This window comes from Paraburkholderia sp. BCC1886 (assembly GCF_900996245.1).
Lineage (GTDB): Bacteria > Pseudomonadota > Gammaproteobacteria > Burkholderiales > Burkholderiaceae > Paraburkholderia.
In genome coordinates, this window is record NZ_CAAJGK010000038.1 from 64,775 (window position 1) to 83,124 (window position 18,350).

Genomic DNA, 18,350 nt, shown 5'->3' on the forward strand with positions numbered 1-18,350 from the left:
CCGGTCGACCTCATGCGTTCAGGACACGCCCACCAGCCGGTAGCCCACACCCGTTTCCGTGACGATATGCTCCGGCTGCGCCGGGTCGCGTTCGAGCTTGCCTCGCAGATGCGCCATGTAGATACGCAGATAGTGGTAGCTCTCCACGTGCGACGGTCCCCACACGTCGCGCAGCAGTTGCCGATGCGTCAGCACGCGCCCGGCGTGCCGCACCAGCGTCGCGAGCAGCCGGTATTCGAGCGGCGTCAGATGAATCGCGGCGCCGTCCCGGCTCACCTGACGCAAGGCCAGATCGACGGTGACCGCGCCGAAGCGCACCTGCGGCGACTCGCTCGCGCCGCCCTGATTACGCCGCCGCAGATGCGCGCGGATCCGCGCCAGCAGTTCGGACACGCCGAACGGTTTGGTCAGGTAGTCGTCGGCGCCGGCATCGAGCGCGGCGACTTTCTCGCTCTCCTGCGTGCGCGCCGACAGCACGATCACCGGCAATTCGCTCCAGCCGCGCAGTTCGCGGATCACGTCGAGTCCGTCCGTATCGGGCAAACCCAGATCGACGATGACGAGATCCGGCTGCCGCGTCGCCGCTTCGACGAGCCCCTGCTTGCCGGTTTCGGCGTCGTACACGGCGATGCCCTCGCCTTCCAGCGCGGTCCGCACGAAGCGGCGGATCTGCTTTTCGTCTTCGATCAGGACGACGGTGATGCTCGGGTCAGTCATGGTTCAAGTCGGGCGGCAAGTGGGAAATGGAAGCGCCTGCGGCTTCTTCCGGCGCGTGCGCGGGCACGGACTCGTGCTCCTGTTCATCCTCGTGCTCGTCTTCGGGCACGGCGGGCGCCGTCAACACCGGCAGCGTGAACCAGAAACGCGCGCCTTCGATCTGCCCTTCTGCCCCTTGCCGGTTGAGGGCGCCGATTGTACCGCCGTGCGCTTCCACGATCGCCCGGCAGATCGCGAGTCCCAAGCCGATGCCCGGCTTGGCCGACTCCTTCTCGCCGCGCGTGAATTTCTCGAACACCCGCGCTTCCATGCCGGCAGGCAGGCCCGGCCCGAGATCGTCGACGCTCACGCGCACGAACGACTGCCCGTCGGCGTCGAGGCGTTGCGCGCCGATCGTCACCTCGGTGCCCGGCGCGGCATATTTCGCGGCATTCTCGAACAGATTGGAAAAGAGCCGCTCCATCAGCACGGCGTCCAGATGCAGCAGCGGCAAATCCGCCGGCAGCAGCACCCGCACCGGATGTCTGGCCAGCACCCGCTTGCACGCCCGCAGCGCCGCGCCGACGGTTTCTTCGAGCAGCGTCCATTGCTGGTTCAAGCGCAGACTGCCCGCCTGCAGCCGCGCCATGTCCAGCAGATTGGTGACGATGCTGGTCATGCGCAGCGCTTCTTCGTGGATCGCGTCGACCAGTTCGTCGTCGGCCTGGCGGCGCGCGGGCGATTCAGACGATTCGGGCGATTCAGGCAATTCAGCCGCCGCGCTTTCACGCCCTTGCGCGAGCATCGACGAGAACCCGACGATCGTCGTCAGCGGCGTGCGCAGGTCATGCGAAATCGCGGACAGCAACGCATTGCGCAAGCGCTCCGACTCCATGTTGACGAGCGCATCGCGTGCGATATCCACGTAATGCACGCGCTCCAGCGCCAGAGCGATCTGCGCAGCGAACGCGTCGAGCATGCGCTGCTGTTCGGGCGGCTGCACTTCGCGCGCCTCGCGCAGCACCACGGCGAGCACGCCGCGCGTGCGCATCGGCGCCTTCAGCGGCAGATACAGCGCGGCGGCGGCCGGCAGCGTGTCCGTGCCATGCCCGGCCGGCTGCTGCCGGTCGTACACCCACTGGCCGACGTCGATATCGAGCGCATCGCCATCGAGCGTGAAGGCTGCGGGATCGGGATCGTCGAGCTTCTGCCTGACCCGGTCGGCGCTATCCGGCAGCAGAATCGCGACGCGCGCACCGAACACTTCGCCGACATGCCGGCTGCCGATGCCGACGATCTGCTCGGTGGTGAGCGCCGCGGCCAGTTCGCGCGCCATCGCGTACATCGCGCCGGTACGCTGCTCGCGCCGCCGCGCCACGCGCGCTTCGCGGCGCAGGCTGGAGGTGAGATGGCTGATCACGAGCGAGGTCAACAGCATGCCGAAGAAGGTCAGCAGATACTGCGTGTCCGACACCGACAGCGACATGCGCGGCGGCACGAAGAAGAAATCGAACGCGGCGACGCTGAGAAACGACAGCAGGACACCCGGCCCGCGCCCGAGTCTGGCGGCGGTAAAAACCACGCCGAGCAGGTACAGCATCACCAGGTTCGTCAGATCGATGTGGGCGCTGAGCCAGCTCGCGAGCAACGAGATGGCCGCGCACATCGCCACCGCGAGACCGTAAGCGCGCGGCGGCGAACGGCGCTCCCTGGCCGCGCTGAGCGCATCGCGCCACGCGTTCGCGGTGGTATCGAGCAGCCGCCGCTGCGCGCCGCCGTCGCGTTCGGACGACGCGCGAATCAGCGTGAGATCCAGTTCGCCCGAGCGTTGCGCGAGGCGCTCGCCGAACGGCCGGCGCAGCCAGCGCCAGACTCCGGTGCGCGTGGAGGCGCCCGCGACCAGCTTCGACACGTTGCGCGCCTGCGCATACCCGACGATCGCCGCAAGCGCATCCGAGCCGGCCAGCGTGGCGGTTTCCGCACCGAGTTCGGCGGCCAGCTTCAGCGCGTTCAGCGTGCGTTCGCGGCGCGCCGCCGGCAAGCGCTGCAGCGCCGGTGTTTCGACGTAAACCGCAAGCCAGTCGGCCTTCAGACTCGCCGCGAGCCGCGCCGCCGCGCGCACCAGCAACGGCGCCTCTGCACCGGGACCGACGCACACCAGCAAGCGCTCGCGCGCCTGCCACAGCCGCTCGATCGAACGGTCGGCGCGATATTCCCGCATCTGCGCATCCACGCGGTCGGCGGTGCGGCGCAGCGCCAGCTCGCGCAACGCGATCAGATTGCCTTTGCGAAAGAAATTGCGCACCGCGCGCTCGGCCTGCTGCGGCAGATACACCTTGCCGTCGCGCAGCCGGTCAAGCAGTTCCTCGGCCGGCAGGTCGACCAGCGTGACCTCGTCGGCGCGATCGAACACGCGGTCGGGCACGGTCTCCCACACGCGGATGCCGGTAATCTGGCCTACCACGTCGTTCAGGCTTTCGAGGTGTTGAACGTTGACCGTCGTATAGACGTCGATGCCCGCATCGAGCAGTTCGTGCACGTCCTGCCAGCGCTTCAGATGCCGCGCGCCGGGCAGGTTCGAATGCGCGAGTTCGTCGACGAGGATCAGTTGCGGACGGCGGGCGAGCGCGGCATCGAGATCGAACTCGCCGAGTTCACGGCCGCGGTAGACGAGTTGCGCGAGCGGCAGCACCGCCAGACCTTCGAGCAGCGCGGCCGTCTCGCTGCGGCCGTGCGTTTCGGCCACGCCGACCAGCACGTCCACGCCTTCGTCGATACGCCGGCGCGCGGCCTGCAACATCGCATAGGTCTTGCCGACCCCGGCCGACGCGCCGAAAAAAATCTTCAGCGCGCCGCGCTGACGTTTCGCTTCGTCGCGCTGCAGTTTGTCGAGCAGTTCGTCGGGATCGGGGCGGTTCATGCTCGGGGTTTCGGATAGCGGTTTGCGGCGGTGTGCGCATGGTGGCACGACGGCCGCGCCGCCGCAAATGTCGTCGCGACCGTCGCCGTGAATCGCCTCGAGTCGGCCCTCATCCGCGCTTCATCTCGTCCAGCGCCAGATTCAGTTGCAGCACGTTCACCCGCGCTTCGCCGAACAGACCGAACTGACGGCCTTTGGTGTAGCGATCGACCAGCGCCGCCACGTCGTTCGGCGCGAGCTTGCGCGCGGCGGCCACGCGATCGATCTGATACGCGGCCGCCGCCGGGCTGATTTCCGGATCGAGACCGCTGCCCGACGAGGTCACCAGATCGACCGGCACCGGCTTCGACATGTCCGTGCCGGCCGCCTTCAACGCGTCGATGCGACCTTTGACTTCGTCGAGCAATGCCGGATTGGTCGGCCCGAGATTCGAGCCGCTCGAGCCTTGCGCGTTATACGGCATCGGACTGGTGGCCGACAGACGGCCCCAGAAATACTGCGGCGCATCGAACTGCTGACCGATCAGCGCCGAGCCGACCAGCTTGCCGTTCTGCTGGAGCAGACTGCCGTTGGCCTGATCGGCGAACACCGTCTGGCCGAACGCGGTCATCACCGCGGGATACGCGAGGCCGGTGAGCGTGGTGAGCACCACGAAAATCACCAGCAGCGGACGAAACAATGTGTTCATGATGGTTCCTTGTTAAACCCAACCGCACGCGGACAGCAGCATATCCACCAGCTTGATGCCGATGAACGGCACGACGATCCCGCCCAGTCCATACACCAGCAGATTGCGACGCAACAGCACCGCCGCGCCGAGCGCGCGGTAGCGCACGCCTTTGAGCGCGAGCGGGATGAGCAGCACGATGATCAGCGCGTTGAAAATCACCGCCGACATGATCGCGGAAGCCGGTGTCGCGAGATGCATCACGTTCAGCGCGTTGAGCGCCGGATAGGTCGTAGCGAACGCGGCCGGAATGATCGCGAAGTATTTGGCGACGTCGTTGGCAATCGAAAACGTGGTGAGCGAGCCGCGTGTCATCAGCATCTGCTTGCCGATCTCGACGATTTCGATCAGCTTGGTCGGGTTCGAATCGAGGTCGACCATGTTGCCGGCTTCCTTCGCGGCCTGCGTGCCGGTGTTCATCGCCACCGCGACGTCGGCCTGCGCGAGCGCCGGCGCGTCGTTGGTGCCGTCGCCCGTCATCGCGACCAGCCGACCTTCGGCCTGATGCGCGCGGATCGTCGCGAGCTTGGCCTCCGGCGTGGCTTCGGCGAGGAAGTCGTCGACCCCGGCTTCGGCGGCGATGGCCGCGGCGGTGAGCCGGTTGTCGCCGGTCACCATCACCGTCTTGATGCCCATCTTGCGCAACTCGGCGAAGCGCTCCTTGATGCCGCCCTTCACCACGTCCTTCAACTCGATCACACCGAGCACGCGCGCCCCGTGAGCGTCCTTCTCGGCGACCACGAGCGGCGTGCTGCCGCGCCGCGCCACTTCGTCGACCGCATTGCCGACTTCGTTCGGAAAGCGTCCGCCATTGGTTTCGACGTAACGCCGCACGGCATCGGCGGCGCCCTTGCGAATCTCACGCCCCGGCAGATCGACACCGCTCATCCGCGTGTGCGCGGTGAACGCGAGGAACACTGCCTGCAACGAGGCCATATCGCGCTGACGGATGTTGAAGCGCTGCTTGGCCAGCACGACGATGCTGCGGCCTTCCGGCGTTTCATCGGCAAGCGACGCGAGTTGCGCGGCATCGGCGAGCGCTTCTTCGCTCGTGTCGGGCGCCGGCACGAACAACGCGGCCTGACGGTTGCCCAGTGTGATCGTGCCGGTCTTGTCAAGCAGCAATACGTCGACGTCGCCGGCCGCTTCCACCGCGCGTCCCGACGTGGCAATCACGTTGGCCTGCATCATCCGGCTCATGCCGGCCACGCCGATGGCCGACAGCAGGCCGCCGATCGTGGTCGGAATCAGGCACACGAGCAACGCGACCAATGCGGTAATCGACACCACGTGCCCCGCTTTCGCGGCGTCGACCGAGAACATCGAGAACGGCAGCAGCGTGGCGGTGGCGAGCAGCATCACGATGGTCAGCGCGACCAGCAGAATGGTCAGCGCGATTTCGTTCGGCGTCTTCTGGCGCTTGGCGCCTTCCACCATCGCGATCATGCGGTCGAGAAACGCTTCGCCGGGATTGGCCGTGACCCGCACCACGATCCAGTCCGACAGCACGCGCGTGCCGCCCGTCACCGACGAGAAGTCGCCGCCCGACTCGCGGATCACCGGTGCGGATTCGCCGGTAATCGCCGACTCGTCGACCGACGCGACGCCGTCGATCACTTCGCCATCGGCGGGAATCACGTCGCCGGTTTCCACCAGCACGACGTCGCCGCGCCGCAGATCGGAGGCCGTCGTGATGCGGATCGGTGACTTCGGATGCGGTTCGTTGAGCTTTTTCGCCATCACGTCCTGCTTCGCGCTACGCAGCGACGCGGCCTGGGCCTTCGAGCGGCCCTCGGCGAGCGCCTCCGCGAAGTTCGCGAACAGCACCGTGAACCACAGCCACAAGGTGACCGCGAGAATGAAGCCGGCCGGCGCTTCCGCCTGACCGGCGAGCGCGGCGATCCACAGCAGCGTGGTCAGCAGACTGCCGACGTACACGCAGAACATCACCGGGTTGCGCAACTGCGTGCGCGGCGTCAGCTTCCTGAACGAATCCACGATCGCCGGGCGCAGCAGCGCCGGGTCGAGCAGGGATCGGGTTGCATTATGTTGAGTCATGAAATCCTCGAATACTCCGTTAGCGCCTGAACAGGACGATCGAACCGGGCGCTCAGTGCGCGCCCATCATCATCAGATGTTCGACACCGGGGCCGAGCGCGAGCGCGGGCACGTAAGTGAGTGCGCCGACCAGCAGCACGGTGCCGAGCAGCAGCGCGACGAACAGCGGACCGTGCGTGGGCAGCGTGCCGCCCGTGACGCCGAGGCGCTTTTTCGCGGCCAGCGAGCCGGCGATCGCCAGCACCGGCACGATCGTGCCGAAGCGCCCGAACCACATCGCAATCGCCGTCAGCCAGTTGTAGAACGGCGTGCCGACCGTCAGCCCGGCGAACGCGCTGCCGTTGTTGTTGGCGGCCGAACTGAACGCGTAGAGGATTTCGGAGAAGCCGTGTGCGCCCGGATTCAGAATGCCGGCGCGGCCCGCGTCGCTGAGCACCGCGATCGACGTGCCGACCAGCACCAGCAGCGGCGTCAGCAGCACGACGATGGACACCATCTTCATCTCGTACGACTCGATTTTCTTGCCGACGTATTCCGGCGTGCGACCGATCATCAGACCCGCCACGAACACGGCGAGCATCGCGAACACGAGCATCCCGTACAACCCCGAGCCCACGCCGCCGAAGATCACCTCGCCCAGTTGCATGAGCAACATCGGATAGAGACCGCCGATCGGCGTGAGCGAGTCGTGCGTATTGGCCACCGCGCCGCACGAAGCCGCCGTGGTCGCGACGGTGAAGAGACCCGATTGCGCGATACCGAAACGGGTTTCCTTGCCCTCCGCGTTGCCGCCCGACTGCCCCGCATTCGCCGACTGATCGACATGCAATGCCGTCAACGCCGGATTGCCGCGCTGTTCCGCGCCGACTTCGCCGGCCACGCAGACGGCGAACGCGACCGTCATCGCCGCGAGCACGGCGATGCCCTGCTTGCGGTCCGCGATCATGCGACCGAACACCAGCGCCAGCGCGGCCGGAATGATCAGAATCGAGAAGATTTGCAGGAAGTTGGCGAACGGCGTCGGGTTCTCGTACGGATGCGCCGAGTTGCCATTGAAGAAGCCGCCGCCATTGGTGCCGAGCATCTTGATGGCTTCCTGCGAGGCGACCGGACCCATCGCGATGGTCTGCGTCTTCACCGGCGTATCGACCGTCACCGCATTGCCCTTCGCATCCTTCACCGGATTGCCCTGGGCGTCGAGTTTCGGCGCGGCGTACGTCGTGGTCTGCAGCGTCGGGACGTCCTGGTAGGACTTGAAGTTCTGGATCACGCCCTGGCTCATCAGCACGGCCGCGACGATCATCGACATGGGCAGCAACACGTACAGCGTCACCCGCGTGATATCCACCCAGAAGTTGCCGATGGTGCTCGCCGTATGCCGCGCGAAGCCGCGAATCAGCGCGATCACCACGACGATGCCGGTCGCGGCCGACAGAAAGTTCTGCACCGTCAGGCCGAGCATCTGCGTAAGATAGCCGACGGTCTGCTCCGGCGTGTAATCCTGCCAGTTGGTGTTGGTGACGAAGCTGATGGCGGTATTGAAGGCGCCGTCCACGGTCATCGCGCCGAACTGCTGCGGATTGCCCGGCAGCCACCCTTGCACGCGCAACAACACGTACAGGAACGCGACGCCCAATACGTTGAACGCGATCGTGGCGATCGCGTAGTGCTTCCAGCTCATTTCGCGCGTCGCGTCGACGCCGGCCACGCGATACAACCCGCGTTCGAGCCAGCCGCCGACGCGCAGCACGCGCGAGCTGCCGTCCATCACGTTGCTGAGGTAACGCGCCATCGGCACGGCGGCCGCGAGCAGCACGACCAGAAAGACGACGATCTGCAGGACATTGTTCGGGTTCATTCAATGTCCTCCGCGCGCAGCAGCGCATACACCAGATACACGAACAGCAGCACGGTCGCTGCGCTCGACAACCAGAGAATCCAGTTCATGAGCGCGCTCCCTGACCACCGCGCGAGCGCAGCAATTTTTCGCAGCCGACGATTAACGCAAAGGTCAGCGCGGCAAACAGCGCAAGCCCCCCGACATACAGCACATCCATTTTTGTTCTCCATTCACGGACTTTGGATGGGTAGAACGGTATGCCGAAGCACATAAAGGGCTGATCAAAGAGCGGGAGGTGCGTATAAAAATCGTGTAAACGCCGGGATGTTGGGAGCGATTCAGGTTTGCCTCACCACGAACAGGCGGTCGCCGCGACGCGCGTGCAGTCGAACTGGTAGCCGACCTTGGGCGCCACGGCGACACAGCAGTCGAGACCGAGCGGCAGCAGCGCGCGGCGCAAACGCGAGACGAGTTGCGTCAGCGAGTTCTCGTCGATCATCACGTGCTCGCCCCACACGCTGGCGATGATCTCGTGCTTCGGCAAGACGGTATCGGGATGCTGGGTCAGCGCGGCCAGCAGACGGAGTTCGAGCCGCGTGAGCCGCGCGACCACCTGCCCATAGGTGACGACGCCATGCGACTCGTCCAGGTGCAGGCCAAGATCGGCGATGAACACCGACGCGGTCAGCGGCGCTTCGGCGGGTGCCGCGCCCAGCCGCGACAGCAGATAGCCGAGCGCATGCGCGCAGGCGGCACGCGATTCGCTCCGGGAAGCTGGACTGGCCTCGGCCATGCGCTCGACCTCCGGCCGGCCGGTCTGCGCGAGCGGAACGAAGCGGTAGCCTCGCCGCGGCACGGTCACGATGCACCGGTCGAGACCGACCGCCGTCAACGACTTGCGCAGCCGATACACCAGTTGCACCAGGTACAGTTCGTCGACATAAGGCGCCCGCTCTCCCCAGATGCAATCGAGCAGAAATTCGCGCGGGCTGACCGTCGTTTCGCGATCGACCAGCAACCGTAATAAAGCTTTCTGCTGACCGGTTATTCTGGTTTGAACTGTTCCGCGCAAGACGCGATCTCGGTCCCAATCAAAGATAATTTCATTCGCATCGCAATTCATTTGGCGTGCCTCGTCATGACCCGGGAGACGCCAAGCGTAGCCATGCGACTTATGCAGACCAATGGAACATATTTTTCCGTTGAAACATTAGCTTTAATTTGAATGGATTTCGAATAGAGAGAAGTGGCTGATCGTGGGGTTTCCCAAATAATAGCGGCGGCCGGCGCCGGTCCGTGCGTTCGCGCGACGTGCGCTGGCCGCTGTCGAGACGGCCTGTCGGGACAACGGCAGCGGCACACCCGATCTTGAGGGGCGACGCACTGCGGCGAAGCGACGCGAATGGGTTTTAGCGCTGGCGTCGTGGCGTGAGGCGGCCACGACAAAGGTCGTTTTCAGACAAGGCGACTTGCAGTCGCAGGTCGGCGAGAGCCGGCCTGCGGTCCTTCATCGCTGGATCGGGCGATTGAAATCAGATCGCAACACGAACGCTTATTTTCGGAATTAATCAGCCCGCTTCCCGAGAATAAAAGCCAATTATCTTTGCATCGATAATTTTTATCCTGATCAGGAATAATCGAATAATAAAGGCGCGGTATTTTCCATCTCTTTTCTATCCCTTTTCCATGTCCCCGGATCGCGCTTTGTTCAATCATCGTTACGTCACGGCGGGGGAGTTTTTTCAACGTGCCCAGCGTGACCTTTTTCATATCGAGCGAGGTGTGTGATGGCAACGTCGGACAAGAGTGGTCAGGGCCGTGCAGGCAGCATGAGCCCGGTGTATCGCAGCGGTGCGCCCAAGGAAACGGACAGCGCACGAGCCGGAACGGCGGCGAGCGTAATCGACAACGCGGGGAACGCGGATGCCGCACCGCAAGCGCCCGCCGGCGGACGGGCGTCCAGCAAGCTGGTCTTCAACGGCGACCCAGGTGACAAGAAATTTCCCGGGTCGAAGAAGGCCAGCGAGACGACCTATAAGGCGACCGGATACAACCCGAAAAGCGAGGTCGAGAACTTTTCGTACACGTCGACACGCGTCGCGAAGCGCGTTTATAACCGCTACCCGGCGAACGATCTCACGGTGTTCGGCTATTACACCGACTGGTCGCAATACGATGCGCGCCTCGAGGGCGACACCTATCCCGCCGATGCCGGCCGCGGCGCGGATCTGATGCTGCTGAGCGCGACCGCGTACGACAAGCTGATCATCGGTTTCGCGGGCATCGTCGGCGACATGGGCGAGAAAGCCAGCACCATCTCCCGGGCCGCGACCGACTTCGAACGCAAGACCAACGAGGCCACGTTCGTCGATGCATGGGGCGACGTGGCGTCGTACGTCAATTGCGGCTTCCCTGGCTGGATCAGCAACGACTACATGGACCTGTTCACGCAGGAGACCGCGCAAGGCGTTTTGGGCGGGCTGGCCAAACTGAAAAAAAAGAACCCCAATCTGACGCTGTCGTTCAGTCTCGGCGGCTGGACCATGAGCGAAGCGTTTCACCGGGTTTGCGCCGACGCGGGCCGCCGTCAGACGCTGGTCGACAGCATCGCGTCGCTGCTGCAGCGCTTCCCGATGTTCGAAGCAATCGATCTCGACTGGGAATACCCGAACGCCGTGGGCAACGGCAACCCGCACGGCCCGGAAGACGCCGCCAATTTTCAGTTGCTGGTGAGCGGCATCAAGAAGAAACTGCCGAAGCTCAAGATCAGCATTGCCGCCGGCGCGTCGCTCACGAACCTGCAGTCGGCGGACATTCCCGGCATGATCGCTGCGGGCGTCGAGGGCATCAACCTGATGACCTACGATTTCTTCGGCACACCGTGGGCGCCGACGCTCGCGCATCACACCAATCTTCATGCGTCGCATCCTGACGACCCCGACGAGTTCAGCGTCGATGCCGCCGTCGACTACCTGCTTGCGAACGGCGTGCCGTCGAAGCAGATCTTTATCGGCTACGCGGCCTACTCGCGCAACGCGCGCAATGCCGAGATCAGCGAATGGTCGCCGCTCACGGGCACCTACGACGCGGGCAGCGGCACCACCGTCGGCACCTTCGAATCGGGCACGACCGAGTGGTACGACCTGATCTACAACTACGTCGACTTCGAGCATCAGACCGGGCTGAACGGCTTCAATCTGTACACCGACGAGATTGCCGATGCGGACTACCTGTACAACCCCGGCACGCAGTTGTTCATGTCGGTGGACACCCCGCGCTCGGTGAAAGCCAAGGGCGATTACGTGCGCGAACGCGGACTCGGCGGCCTGTTCACGTGGACCATCGAAATGGACAACGGCGTGCTGCTCAACGCCGCGCGTGAAGGGCTCGGCGGCAAGGCGATCACCCAGGCCGTGGATATGGCGCCGCTCTACTGCAAGGGCGTCAACGTGAAGGACTGATCGGCGCCAGGGACGGCGCGAGTGACGTCGCGTCGTCTGCGCTTTTTCAAGGAGCGATCGAAATGAACAGAAGCCAGTTTTATCGAACCGGCCGGCGGCTCGTCGCCGAGTTTGCCGGCGCATCGACGTTGGGCGTGGCGCTGGGCGCCTGCACGCTGATCTACATCGAAGGCGAACACAACAGCGTGAACGATGCCGGCGGTCATGGCGGCGGCGTCGTGCTGCCGGATTTGCGCCCGGCGAGTCGGCAGACGGGTCCGGATTTGCTGCCGGCGGGGTTCACTGTCAAACGGGTCGATGAGAGCGTGCAACGGTCGCCGCAGGTTGCACGTTGACCGAGCACGCAAGGGGCGCCTGCAAGGGGCGCCTGCAATAACGTCTGCGAGGGCGTCTGCAAAAAGGCGCCCCGATAGCATCACGGCAACAGGATGGTCGACCCCGTCGTGCGGCGTCCTTCGAGATCGGCATGAGCCTCGCCGACATCGGCGAGCGCATAGCGTTGATTGACGCTCGCCTTCACCTTGCCTGACACCAGCACGTCGAACAGTTCGGCCGACATCGCTTCATAATCTCTGCGCTTCGCGATATAGCTGAACAACGTCGGGCGCGTGAAAAACAGCGAACCGCGTCCGGCGAATTCCGACGAGTCGATCGGCGGCAGCGGCCCCGACGCATTGCCGAAGCTCACGAACATGCCGAGCGGCGCGAGGCAGTCGAGCGAAGCGGTAAACGTGTCCTTGCCGATCGAGTCGTACACCACCGGCACACCCGCGCCGTTCGTGATCTCGCGCACGCGCTGCGTGAAGTTCTCGCGCGTGTAGACGATGGCGTGATCGCAACCGTGTGCGCGCGCAATCTCCGCTTTCTCGTCCGAACCCACCGTGCCGATCACCGTCGCGCCCAGCGCCTTGGCCCACTGACACACCAGCAGACCGACACCGCCGGCGGCGGCCTGAATCAAGATCGTGTCGCCGGCTTTCACGGGATACGTGCGGCGCAGCAGATATTGCGCGGTCAGCCCTTGCAGCATGACCGAGGCGGCCTGCTCGTCGCTCAGCGCGTCGGGCACCTTGACCGCCTGGATGGCCGGCAACACACGCTCCTGCGCGTACGCGCCAGGCGGCCGTGCCACGTAGGCAACCCGGTCGCCTACCTGCAGCGCGCTCACGTCCGCGCCGACCGCGGTGACCACGCCGGCCGCTTCCATGCCCAGCCCGCCGGGCAGCGGCAACGGATACAGACCCGTGCGGAAATACACGTCGATATAGTTCAGACCGACCGCGGTCTGCCGGATGCGGATCTCGCCCGCACCGGGCTCGCCGACTTCGACATCGACCCATTTCATGACTTCCGGGCCGCCGGCTTTTTCGAAGCGGATTGCTTTGACCATCATGCCTCCTTCGTTATGTGATGCGGAAATGCCGAGATGCCACTGCGCTGCATCGGAGTCGATGGATCAGACCTGCTGCGACATGCGCAGCGTCAGCACGTCGAGCACCATGCGGGCAGTGGAAATATTGGTGGCGCAAGGAATATTGTGGACGTCGCACGCGCGCACCAGCGCGTTGATGTCGGGCTCGTGCGGCTGCGGCGTCATCGGGTCGCGCAGAAAGATCACCATGTCCACGCGGCCTTCGGCGAGCTGGCCACCGATCTGCAAATCGCCGCCATGCGGGCCGGACAGCATGCGCTCGACCGTCAGGCCGTGCGCGTCGCCGATCCGCGTGCCGGTCGTGCCGGTCGCGACGATGTCGCAACGCCGCAGCGTCTCGACGTACTCGCCGGCCAGCCTGACGATGTCGTCCTTCTTGTGATCGTGTGCGATCAGCGCGATGCGGGTCATGTTTCGATACTCCTCGATGTCGTTGTTGTTGTAGTCGTGTCTCAGGCTGCCGGTCAGAAGGTGCCCGGATAGGCGCCGCCGTCGATCAGCCAGTTCTGCCCGGTAATGTAGCCCGCATGCACGCTGCACAGGAACGCGCAAGCGCGGCCGAACTCGTCGCGGTTGCCGAAGCGGCCGGCGGGAATGGTCTGCGCGCGCTCCTCGCGTGCCTGTTCGATGGAAATGTTCGCGGCCTTGGCGCGCGCCTCGAAGGTGACGGCAATGCGGTCGGTGTCGAACATGCCGGGCAGCAGGTTGTTGATCGTGACGCCAGTCGGCGCGACCTTGCGCGCGAGACCCGCGACGAATCCGGTGAGGCCCGAGCGTGCCCCGTTCGACAGACCCAGCACGTCGATGGGCGCCTTCACCGCCGAGCTCGTGATGTTGACGATGCGTCCGAAACCGCGCGCGCTCATCGAGTCGATGGTGGCGCGAATCAACTCGATGGGCGTGAGCATGTTGCTTTCGAGCGCGCGAATCCAGTCTTCATGCGTGAAATTGCGGAAGTCGCCCGGCGGCGGGCCGCCCGCGTTGTTGACCAGAATGTCCGGCTGCGGGCACGCGGCGAGCGCGGCGGCGCGGCCCTCGGGCGTGGTGATGTCGCAAGCGACGGTTTTGACGGTGACGCCGGTTTGCCGGCGAATCTCGTCTGCCGCTGCCTCGAGCGTGTCGGCGGTGCGCGCGACGATGGTCAGCTCGACGCCCTCCGCGGCCAGCGCTTCCGCGCAACCGCGCCCCAAACCCTTGCTGGCAGCGCAAACCAGTGCGCTGCGTCCGGCGATTCCCAGATCCATATGTGTGTCCTCGTGGCGGGGTGCTGGCGCGTCTCATGGCCGGCGCAACCCCATGCGTTGCAAAGTTTTCCCCGATTCTAGAAGAATCGGTGCCGGATTGCGCCGGGGCGGCTGTAATCTCCACAATCTCCGGTATCTTCTGGCGCCACTCTTTCGGTAAACTTGCGCCGTGGCGCGTCCGGCCGCCGGTTTTGTCGAGCTGCACGGACGCGCCGGACCGATTGCGAGGTCGTCCGCCGTTGCCTGTATTTGCCAGTATCTGCCTGACTTGGCCCGACCCGGCAGGCCTGGCACGTCGGCGCTCCTCCTCGCCCTTTATCGCTTTCTACCCGCCGCTCGTGCGCCCGCCATGACCCAGGACAGCCGTTTTCCCAATCTCTTCATCCTCGATCACCCGCTGATCCAGCACAAGCTGTCGCACATGCGCGACCGGGACACCTCCACGCGCACGTTCCGCGAACTGCTGCGCGAAATCACGCTGCTGATGGGCTACGAAATCACCCGTAACCTGCCGATGACCACGCGCCGCCTCACCACGCCGCTGGTCGAGATCGACGCGCCGGTGATCGCCGGCAAGAAACTGGCGATCGTGCCGGTGCTGAGGGCCGGCATCGGCATGTCGGACGGTCTGCTGGAACTGGTGCCGTCGGCGCGCGTGGGCCACATCGGCGTGTATCGCGCGGACGACCATCGGCCGGTCGAATATCTGGTGCGTCTGCCGGATCTGGAAGACCGGGTTTTCATTCTGTGCGATCCGATGGTGGCAACCGGTTATTCGGCGGTGCATGCCGTCGACGTGCTGAAACGCCGCAACGTGGCCGGCGAGAACATCATGTTCCTCGCGCTGGTGGCCGCGCCGGAAGGCGTGCAGGTGTTCCAGGACGCGCATCCCGACGTCAAGCTGTACGTGGCGTCGCTCGATTCGCATCTGAACGAGCACGCGTACATCATCCCGGGTCTCGGCGACGCCGGCGACCGCTTGTTCGGCACGAAGAATTGAGGGTCGGTCGGCCGAAGCGCCACCGCGGGTGAAAAATCCCGGCGTGGCGCTTTGCGCCGCCGATCTATCGCCGCTCCCCTCCTGCCGCGCCCTCCCGGCGTGATAAAATTCGGCTCCGCTGAAAAAGCGGCGCAGCTTGCACCATCGCCCTGACAGGCACCCGGCTTCGTTCGGTGCAGCGCGCTGTCGGCGGCAAGGCTGCAGAGCAACGCTATGAAGCAATGCTATAAAGCGGCCTGTTTCCGGTCTGCTGGCCGCACGTCCCCTTCCCCGCGCTATCGAGCCACCGAAGAGCCACCGAGCTTCGGTCCCGCTAGCCGGGCCGGACCGGACGTGATCGAGCCGAACCAGGTCTGACGCCGCACGGAACGCTTCCGGGCGGTACGACATCGAGGCGCGCATTCGCGAGCGCCCGACATCGCAACGACAATCGCACTATGCGTGCGCCCGACTGGCGCGCGCGATGGAGAAAGGTATGGCGGGTCATTCGAAATGGGCCAACATCAAGCATAAGAAAGCAGCGGCAGATGCCAAGCGCGGCAAGGTCTGGACGCGGCTCATCAAGGAAATCCAGGTCGCGGCGCGCATGGGCGGCGGCGACATGGACTCGAACCCGCGTCTGCGGCTCGCCGTCGAAAAGTCGTACGACGCCAACATGCCCAAAGACAACGTCAACCGTGCGATCCAGCGCGGCGTGGGCGGCGTCGACGGCGCCAGCTACGAAGAAATCCGCTACGAAGGCTATGGCATCGGCGGCGCGGCGGTGATCGTGGACACCATGACCGATAACCGCACGCGCACCGTGGCCGAAGTGCGCCACGCGTTCTCGAAGAACGGCGGCAACATGGGCACGGACGGCTCGGTGTCGTTCATGTTCGATCACATCGGCCAGTTCCTGTTCGCGCCCGGCACGCCGGAAGACACGCTGATGGAAGCCGCGCTCGAAGCCGGCGCCGACGACGTCGTCACGAACGAAGACGGCAGCATCGAAGTGCTGTGCCCGCCGAACGATTTCCCGAAGGTGAAGAGCACGCTCGAAGCGGCCGGTTTCAAGGCCGAACTTGCCGAGGTGACCATGAAGCCGCAAACGGAAGTCGAGTTCACCGGCGACGACGCGATCAAGATGCAGAAACTGCTAGACGCGCTGGAAAATCTGGACGACGTGCAGGAAGTCTATACAAACGCGGCTATCGCCGAAGAGTAAGCGAGACGGGCCGCGCGGCGAAGGTTCGTTGCGAACCGCGCCGCGGCCGCCCGGTGGTTTTCAGGCCGACGGCTTGCTGCGAGGTTCAGTCGTCAGGTCGTGATGGGTCGTAGTGGGACGTAGCAGGTTGCGGTTGGTTCGCGTTGTCATTTCCACGGCTGGGCGCCCTCTGCCGGCCGTTTATGGTTTTTAAGTTTCGGGGATTCACATGAAGTTACTCGTCGTCGGTTCCGGCGGTCGCGAACATGCGCTCGCATGGAAGCTCGCGCAATCGCCACGGGTTCAGCTGGTCTACGTCGCGCCCGGCAACGGCGGCACGGCTCAGGACGACCGTCTGCGCAACATCGACATCACCGACCCGGCCGCGCTTGCCGACTTCGTCGAGAAAGAGCAGGTTGCGTTCACGCTGGTCGGGCCGGAAGCGCCGCTCGCCGCAGGCATCGTCAATCTGTTTCGCGCGCGCGGTCTGAAGATTTTCGGGCCGACCAAAGAAGCCGCGCAGCTGGAAAGCTCGAAAGATTTCGCGAAGGCGTTCATGAAGCGCCACGCCATTCCGACTGCCGAGTACGAAACCTTCGCCGACGTCGCCGCCGCGCATGCGTATCTGGACGCCAAGGGCGCGCCGATCGTGATCAAGGCCGACGGCCTCGCGGCCGGCAAGGGCGTCGTGGTCGCGCAAACGCTGGAAGAAGCGCATGCCGCGGTCGACATGATGCTGTCGGACAACAAGCTCGGCGACGCCGGCGCGCGTGTCGTGATCGAAGAATTCTTGTCCGGCGAGGAAGCCAGCTTCATCGTGATGGTGGATGGCAAGCACGTGCTGCCGCTCGCCTCCAGCCAGGACCACAAGCGTCTGCTGGACGCCGACCAGGGCCCGAACACCGGCGGCATGGGCGCTTACTCCCCCGCGCCCATCGTCACGCCGCAACTGCATGCCCGCGTGATGCGCGAAATCATCCTGCCGACGGTGCGCGGCATGGAGAAGGAAGGCATCCGCTACACGGGTTTTCTGTACGCCGGTCTGATGATCGACGCGCAGGGCAACCCGAAGACGCTCGAATTCAACTGCCGGATGGGCGACCCGGAAACGCAGCCCATCATGGCGCGTCTGAAGGGCGACTACTCGAAGGTGGTCGAACAGGCCATCGCCGGCACGCTCGATACGGTCGAACTGGAATGGGACCGCCGTACCGCGCTCGGCGTCGTGCTGGCCGCGTACAACTACCCGGACACGCCGCGCAAAGGCGACCGCATCAACGACATTCCGGCTGAAACGGCCGATTCGGTCACGTTCCATGCCGGCACCACGCTCGCCAACGGCAAGCTGACCACGTCGGGCGGCCGCGTACTGTGCGTGGTCGGTCTGGCAGACTCGGTGCGCAGCGCGCAATCGGCCGCTTACGGCACGATCAACCAGATTTCGTTCGACGGCATGCAATACCGTCGTGACATCGGTTACCGAGCGCTGAATCGAAAGCAGGAAGGCAAGCAGGACGGCAAGACCGAAGTCAAGTAACCCGCGCCCTACAGGCGTCTTACGCTCGCGGGTGGCGCCAACGGCGCTACACTGCGGGTTTTGGCGGCCAGGGTCGCTGCGTCATTGCACCGACATCGCACCGGCCTGCCCGGTCGCACTGGCAGGGCACGCTGCACCCGGGTGTGCCGACCTGCAGGCTGAGGTCGACTCCGGGCCGCCCGCAAGCACGCCGCGCTTTGGCAGGCTCGTCCTGCACCGGCCCGGGCCCCGCCCATCACGAAGAACCCGCGG

Annotated in this window: 17 protein-coding genes; 5 read left to right on the top strand and 12 right to left on the bottom strand. The window is 65.0% G+C overall.

From position 1 onward, the window contains the following. Positions 1-18: 18 nt before the first annotated feature. The 9 genes from kdpE to FQ746_RS07675 all read right to left on the bottom strand — a co-directional run bounded on the left by kdpE (position 19) and on the right by FQ746_RS07675 (position 10,011). Positions 19-717, bottom strand: a complete 699-nt coding sequence (gene kdpE, locus FQ746_RS07635; RefSeq protein ID WP_144108334.1) for a two-component system response regulator KdpE — start codon at positions 715-717, stop codon at positions 19-21. Next, on the bottom strand, positions 710-3,616 hold the full coding sequence (locus tag FQ746_RS07640) for a DUF4118 domain-containing protein (protein WP_144108335.1): 2,907 nt from the start codon (positions 3,614-3,616) through the stop codon (positions 710-712). The genes kdpE and FQ746_RS07640 overlap by 8 nt, the downstream gene beginning before the upstream one ends. 109 nt (positions 3,617-3,725) lie before the next feature. After that, entirely contained in the window at positions 3,726-4,304 is a 579-nt protein-coding gene (gene kdpC / locus FQ746_RS07645; RefSeq protein ID WP_144108336.1) for a potassium-transporting ATPase subunit KdpC, read from the bottom strand. A 12-nt stretch (positions 4,305-4,316) separates the two neighbouring features. Next, complete coding sequence (kdpB, locus tag FQ746_RS07650; RefSeq protein WP_144108337.1) at positions 4,317-6,401, bottom strand: potassium-transporting ATPase subunit KdpB; 2,085 nt, start codon at positions 6,399-6,401, stop codon at positions 4,317-4,319. 52 nt (positions 6,402-6,453) lie between these two features. After that, complete coding sequence (gene kdpA / locus FQ746_RS07655; RefSeq protein ID WP_144108338.1) at positions 6,454-8,259, bottom strand: potassium-transporting ATPase subunit KdpA; 1,806 nt, start codon at positions 8,257-8,259, stop codon at positions 6,454-6,456. Beyond that, the gene (gene kdpF, locus FQ746_RS07660) at positions 8,256-8,348 is read right to left on the bottom strand and encodes a K(+)-transporting ATPase subunit F (RefSeq protein ID WP_144108339.1); all 93 of its coding nucleotides are present in this window, start codon (positions 8,346-8,348) and stop codon (positions 8,256-8,258) included. Before kdpF ends, kdpA begins: the two co-directional genes overlap by 4 nt. Then, on the bottom strand, positions 8,345-8,458 hold the full coding sequence (locus tag FQ746_RS07665; protein ID WP_144108340.1) for a potassium ABC transporter ATPase: 114 nt from the start codon (positions 8,456-8,458) through the stop codon (positions 8,345-8,347). The genes kdpF and FQ746_RS07665 overlap by 4 nt, the downstream gene beginning before the upstream one ends. Before the next feature lie 132 nt (positions 8,459-8,590). Next, on the bottom strand, positions 8,591-9,313 hold the full coding sequence (locus FQ746_RS07670; protein WP_186310671.1) for a transcriptional regulator: 723 nt from the start codon (positions 9,311-9,313) through the stop codon (positions 8,591-8,593). 383 nt (positions 9,314-9,696) lie between these two features. After that, positions 9,697-10,011 (bottom strand): hypothetical protein, encoded by a 315-nt coding sequence (locus tag FQ746_RS07675; RefSeq protein ID WP_144108342.1) that lies wholly within the window; start codon positions 10,009-10,011, stop codon positions 9,697-9,699. Positions 10,012-10,028: 17 nt separating this feature from the next. On the opposite strand from FQ746_RS07675, the gene FQ746_RS07680 reads away from it, so the two are divergent. Both FQ746_RS07680 and FQ746_RS07685 read left to right on the top strand, forming a co-directional pair. Beyond that, positions 10,029-11,702 (top strand): glycoside hydrolase family 18 protein, encoded by a 1,674-nt coding sequence (locus FQ746_RS07680; RefSeq protein WP_260853931.1) that lies wholly within the window; start codon positions 10,029-10,031, stop codon positions 11,700-11,702. A gap of 62 nt (positions 11,703-11,764) precedes the next feature. Next, the gene (locus tag FQ746_RS07685) at positions 11,765-12,037 is read left to right on the top strand and encodes a hypothetical protein (protein WP_144108343.1); all 273 of its coding nucleotides are present in this window, start codon (positions 11,765-11,767) and stop codon (positions 12,035-12,037) included. An 80-nt stretch (positions 12,038-12,117) separates the two neighbouring features. Here FQ746_RS07685 and FQ746_RS07690 read toward each other — a convergent pair whose 3' ends face one another. From FQ746_RS07690 to FQ746_RS07700, 3 genes are all read right to left on the bottom strand, one after another. Beyond that, entirely contained in the window at positions 12,118-13,092 is a 975-nt protein-coding gene (locus tag FQ746_RS07690) for a quinone oxidoreductase family protein (protein ID WP_144108446.1), read from the bottom strand. A 66-nt stretch (positions 13,093-13,158) separates the two neighbouring features. Next, complete coding sequence (locus FQ746_RS07695) at positions 13,159-13,545, bottom strand: methylglyoxal synthase (protein ID WP_144108344.1); 387 nt, start codon at positions 13,543-13,545, stop codon at positions 13,159-13,161. A 53-nt stretch (positions 13,546-13,598) separates the two neighbouring features. Then, positions 13,599-14,378 carry an SDR family oxidoreductase gene (locus FQ746_RS07700; RefSeq protein ID WP_144108345.1) on the bottom strand — a complete coding sequence of 260 codons (780 nt, stop codon included), beginning with the start codon at positions 14,376-14,378 and terminating at the stop codon, positions 13,599-13,601. A gap of 349 nt (positions 14,379-14,727) precedes the next feature. On the opposite strand from FQ746_RS07700, the gene upp reads away from it, so the two are divergent. The 3 genes from upp (at position 14,728) to purD (ending at position 18,098) form a co-directional block, all read left to right on the top strand. Next, positions 14,728-15,378 carry a uracil phosphoribosyltransferase gene (gene upp, locus FQ746_RS07705; RefSeq protein WP_144108346.1) on the top strand — a complete coding sequence of 217 codons (651 nt, stop codon included), beginning with the start codon at positions 14,728-14,730 and terminating at the stop codon, positions 15,376-15,378. Positions 15,379-15,853: 475 nt separating this feature from the next. Beyond that, positions 15,854-16,582: a YebC/PmpR family DNA-binding transcriptional regulator gene (locus FQ746_RS07710; protein ID WP_144108347.1), complete on the top strand. Its 729-nt coding sequence runs from the start codon at positions 15,854-15,856 to the stop codon at positions 16,580-16,582. A 208-nt stretch (positions 16,583-16,790) separates the two neighbouring features. Further along, entirely contained in the window at positions 16,791-18,098 is a 1,308-nt protein-coding gene (purD, locus tag FQ746_RS07715; RefSeq protein ID WP_144108348.1) for a phosphoribosylamine--glycine ligase, read from the top strand. Positions 18,099-18,350: the final 252 nt, after the last annotated feature.

Bases quoted from the DNA above. Each gene is read 5' to 3' on its own strand.
- kdpE (WP_144108334.1), bottom strand. From the start codon at position 717: ATGACTGACCCGAGCATCACCGTCGTCCTGATCGAAGACGAAAAGCAG.
- FQ746_RS07640 (WP_144108335.1), bottom strand. From the start codon at position 3,616: ATGAACCGCCCCGATCCCGACGAACTGCTCGACAAACTGCAGCGCGAC.
- kdpC (WP_144108336.1), bottom strand. From the start codon at position 4,304: ATGAACACATTGTTTCGTCCGCTGCTGGTGATTTTCGTGGTGCTCACC.
- kdpB (WP_144108337.1), bottom strand. From the start codon at position 6,401: ATGACTCAACATAATGCAACCCGATCCCTGCTCGACCCGGCGCTGCTG.
- kdpA (WP_144108338.1), bottom strand. From the start codon at position 8,259: ATGAACCCGAACAATGTCCTGCAGATCGTCGTCTTTCTGGTCGTGCTG.
- kdpF (WP_144108339.1), bottom strand. From the start codon at position 8,348: ATGAACTGGATTCTCTGGTTGTCGAGCGCAGCGACCGTGCTGCTGTTC.
- FQ746_RS07665 (WP_144108340.1), bottom strand. From the start codon at position 8,458: ATGGATGTGCTGTATGTCGGGGGGCTTGCGCTGTTTGCCGCGCTGACC.
- FQ746_RS07675 (WP_144108342.1), bottom strand. From the start codon at position 10,011: ATGAAAAAGGTCACGCTGGGCACGTTGAAAAAACTCCCCCGCCGTGAC.
- FQ746_RS07680 (WP_260853931.1), top strand. From the start codon at position 10,029: ATGGCAACGTCGGACAAGAGTGGTCAGGGCCGTGCAGGCAGCATGAGC.
- FQ746_RS07685 (WP_144108343.1), top strand. From the start codon at position 11,765: ATGAACAGAAGCCAGTTTTATCGAACCGGCCGGCGGCTCGTCGCCGAG.
- FQ746_RS07690 (WP_144108446.1), bottom strand. From the start codon at position 13,092: ATGGTCAAAGCAATCCGCTTCGAAAAAGCCGGCGGCCCGGAAGTCATG.
- FQ746_RS07695 (WP_144108344.1), bottom strand. From the start codon at position 13,545: ATGACCCGCATCGCGCTGATCGCACACGATCACAAGAAGGACGACATC.
- FQ746_RS07700 (WP_144108345.1), bottom strand. From the start codon at position 14,378: ATGGATCTGGGAATCGCCGGACGCAGCGCACTGGTTTGCGCTGCCAGC.
- upp (WP_144108346.1), top strand. From the start codon at position 14,728: ATGACCCAGGACAGCCGTTTTCCCAATCTCTTCATCCTCGATCACCCG.
- FQ746_RS07710 (WP_144108347.1), top strand. From the start codon at position 15,854: ATGGCGGGTCATTCGAAATGGGCCAACATCAAGCATAAGAAAGCAGCG.
- purD (WP_144108348.1), top strand. From the start codon at position 16,791: ATGAAGTTACTCGTCGTCGGTTCCGGCGGTCGCGAACATGCGCTCGCA.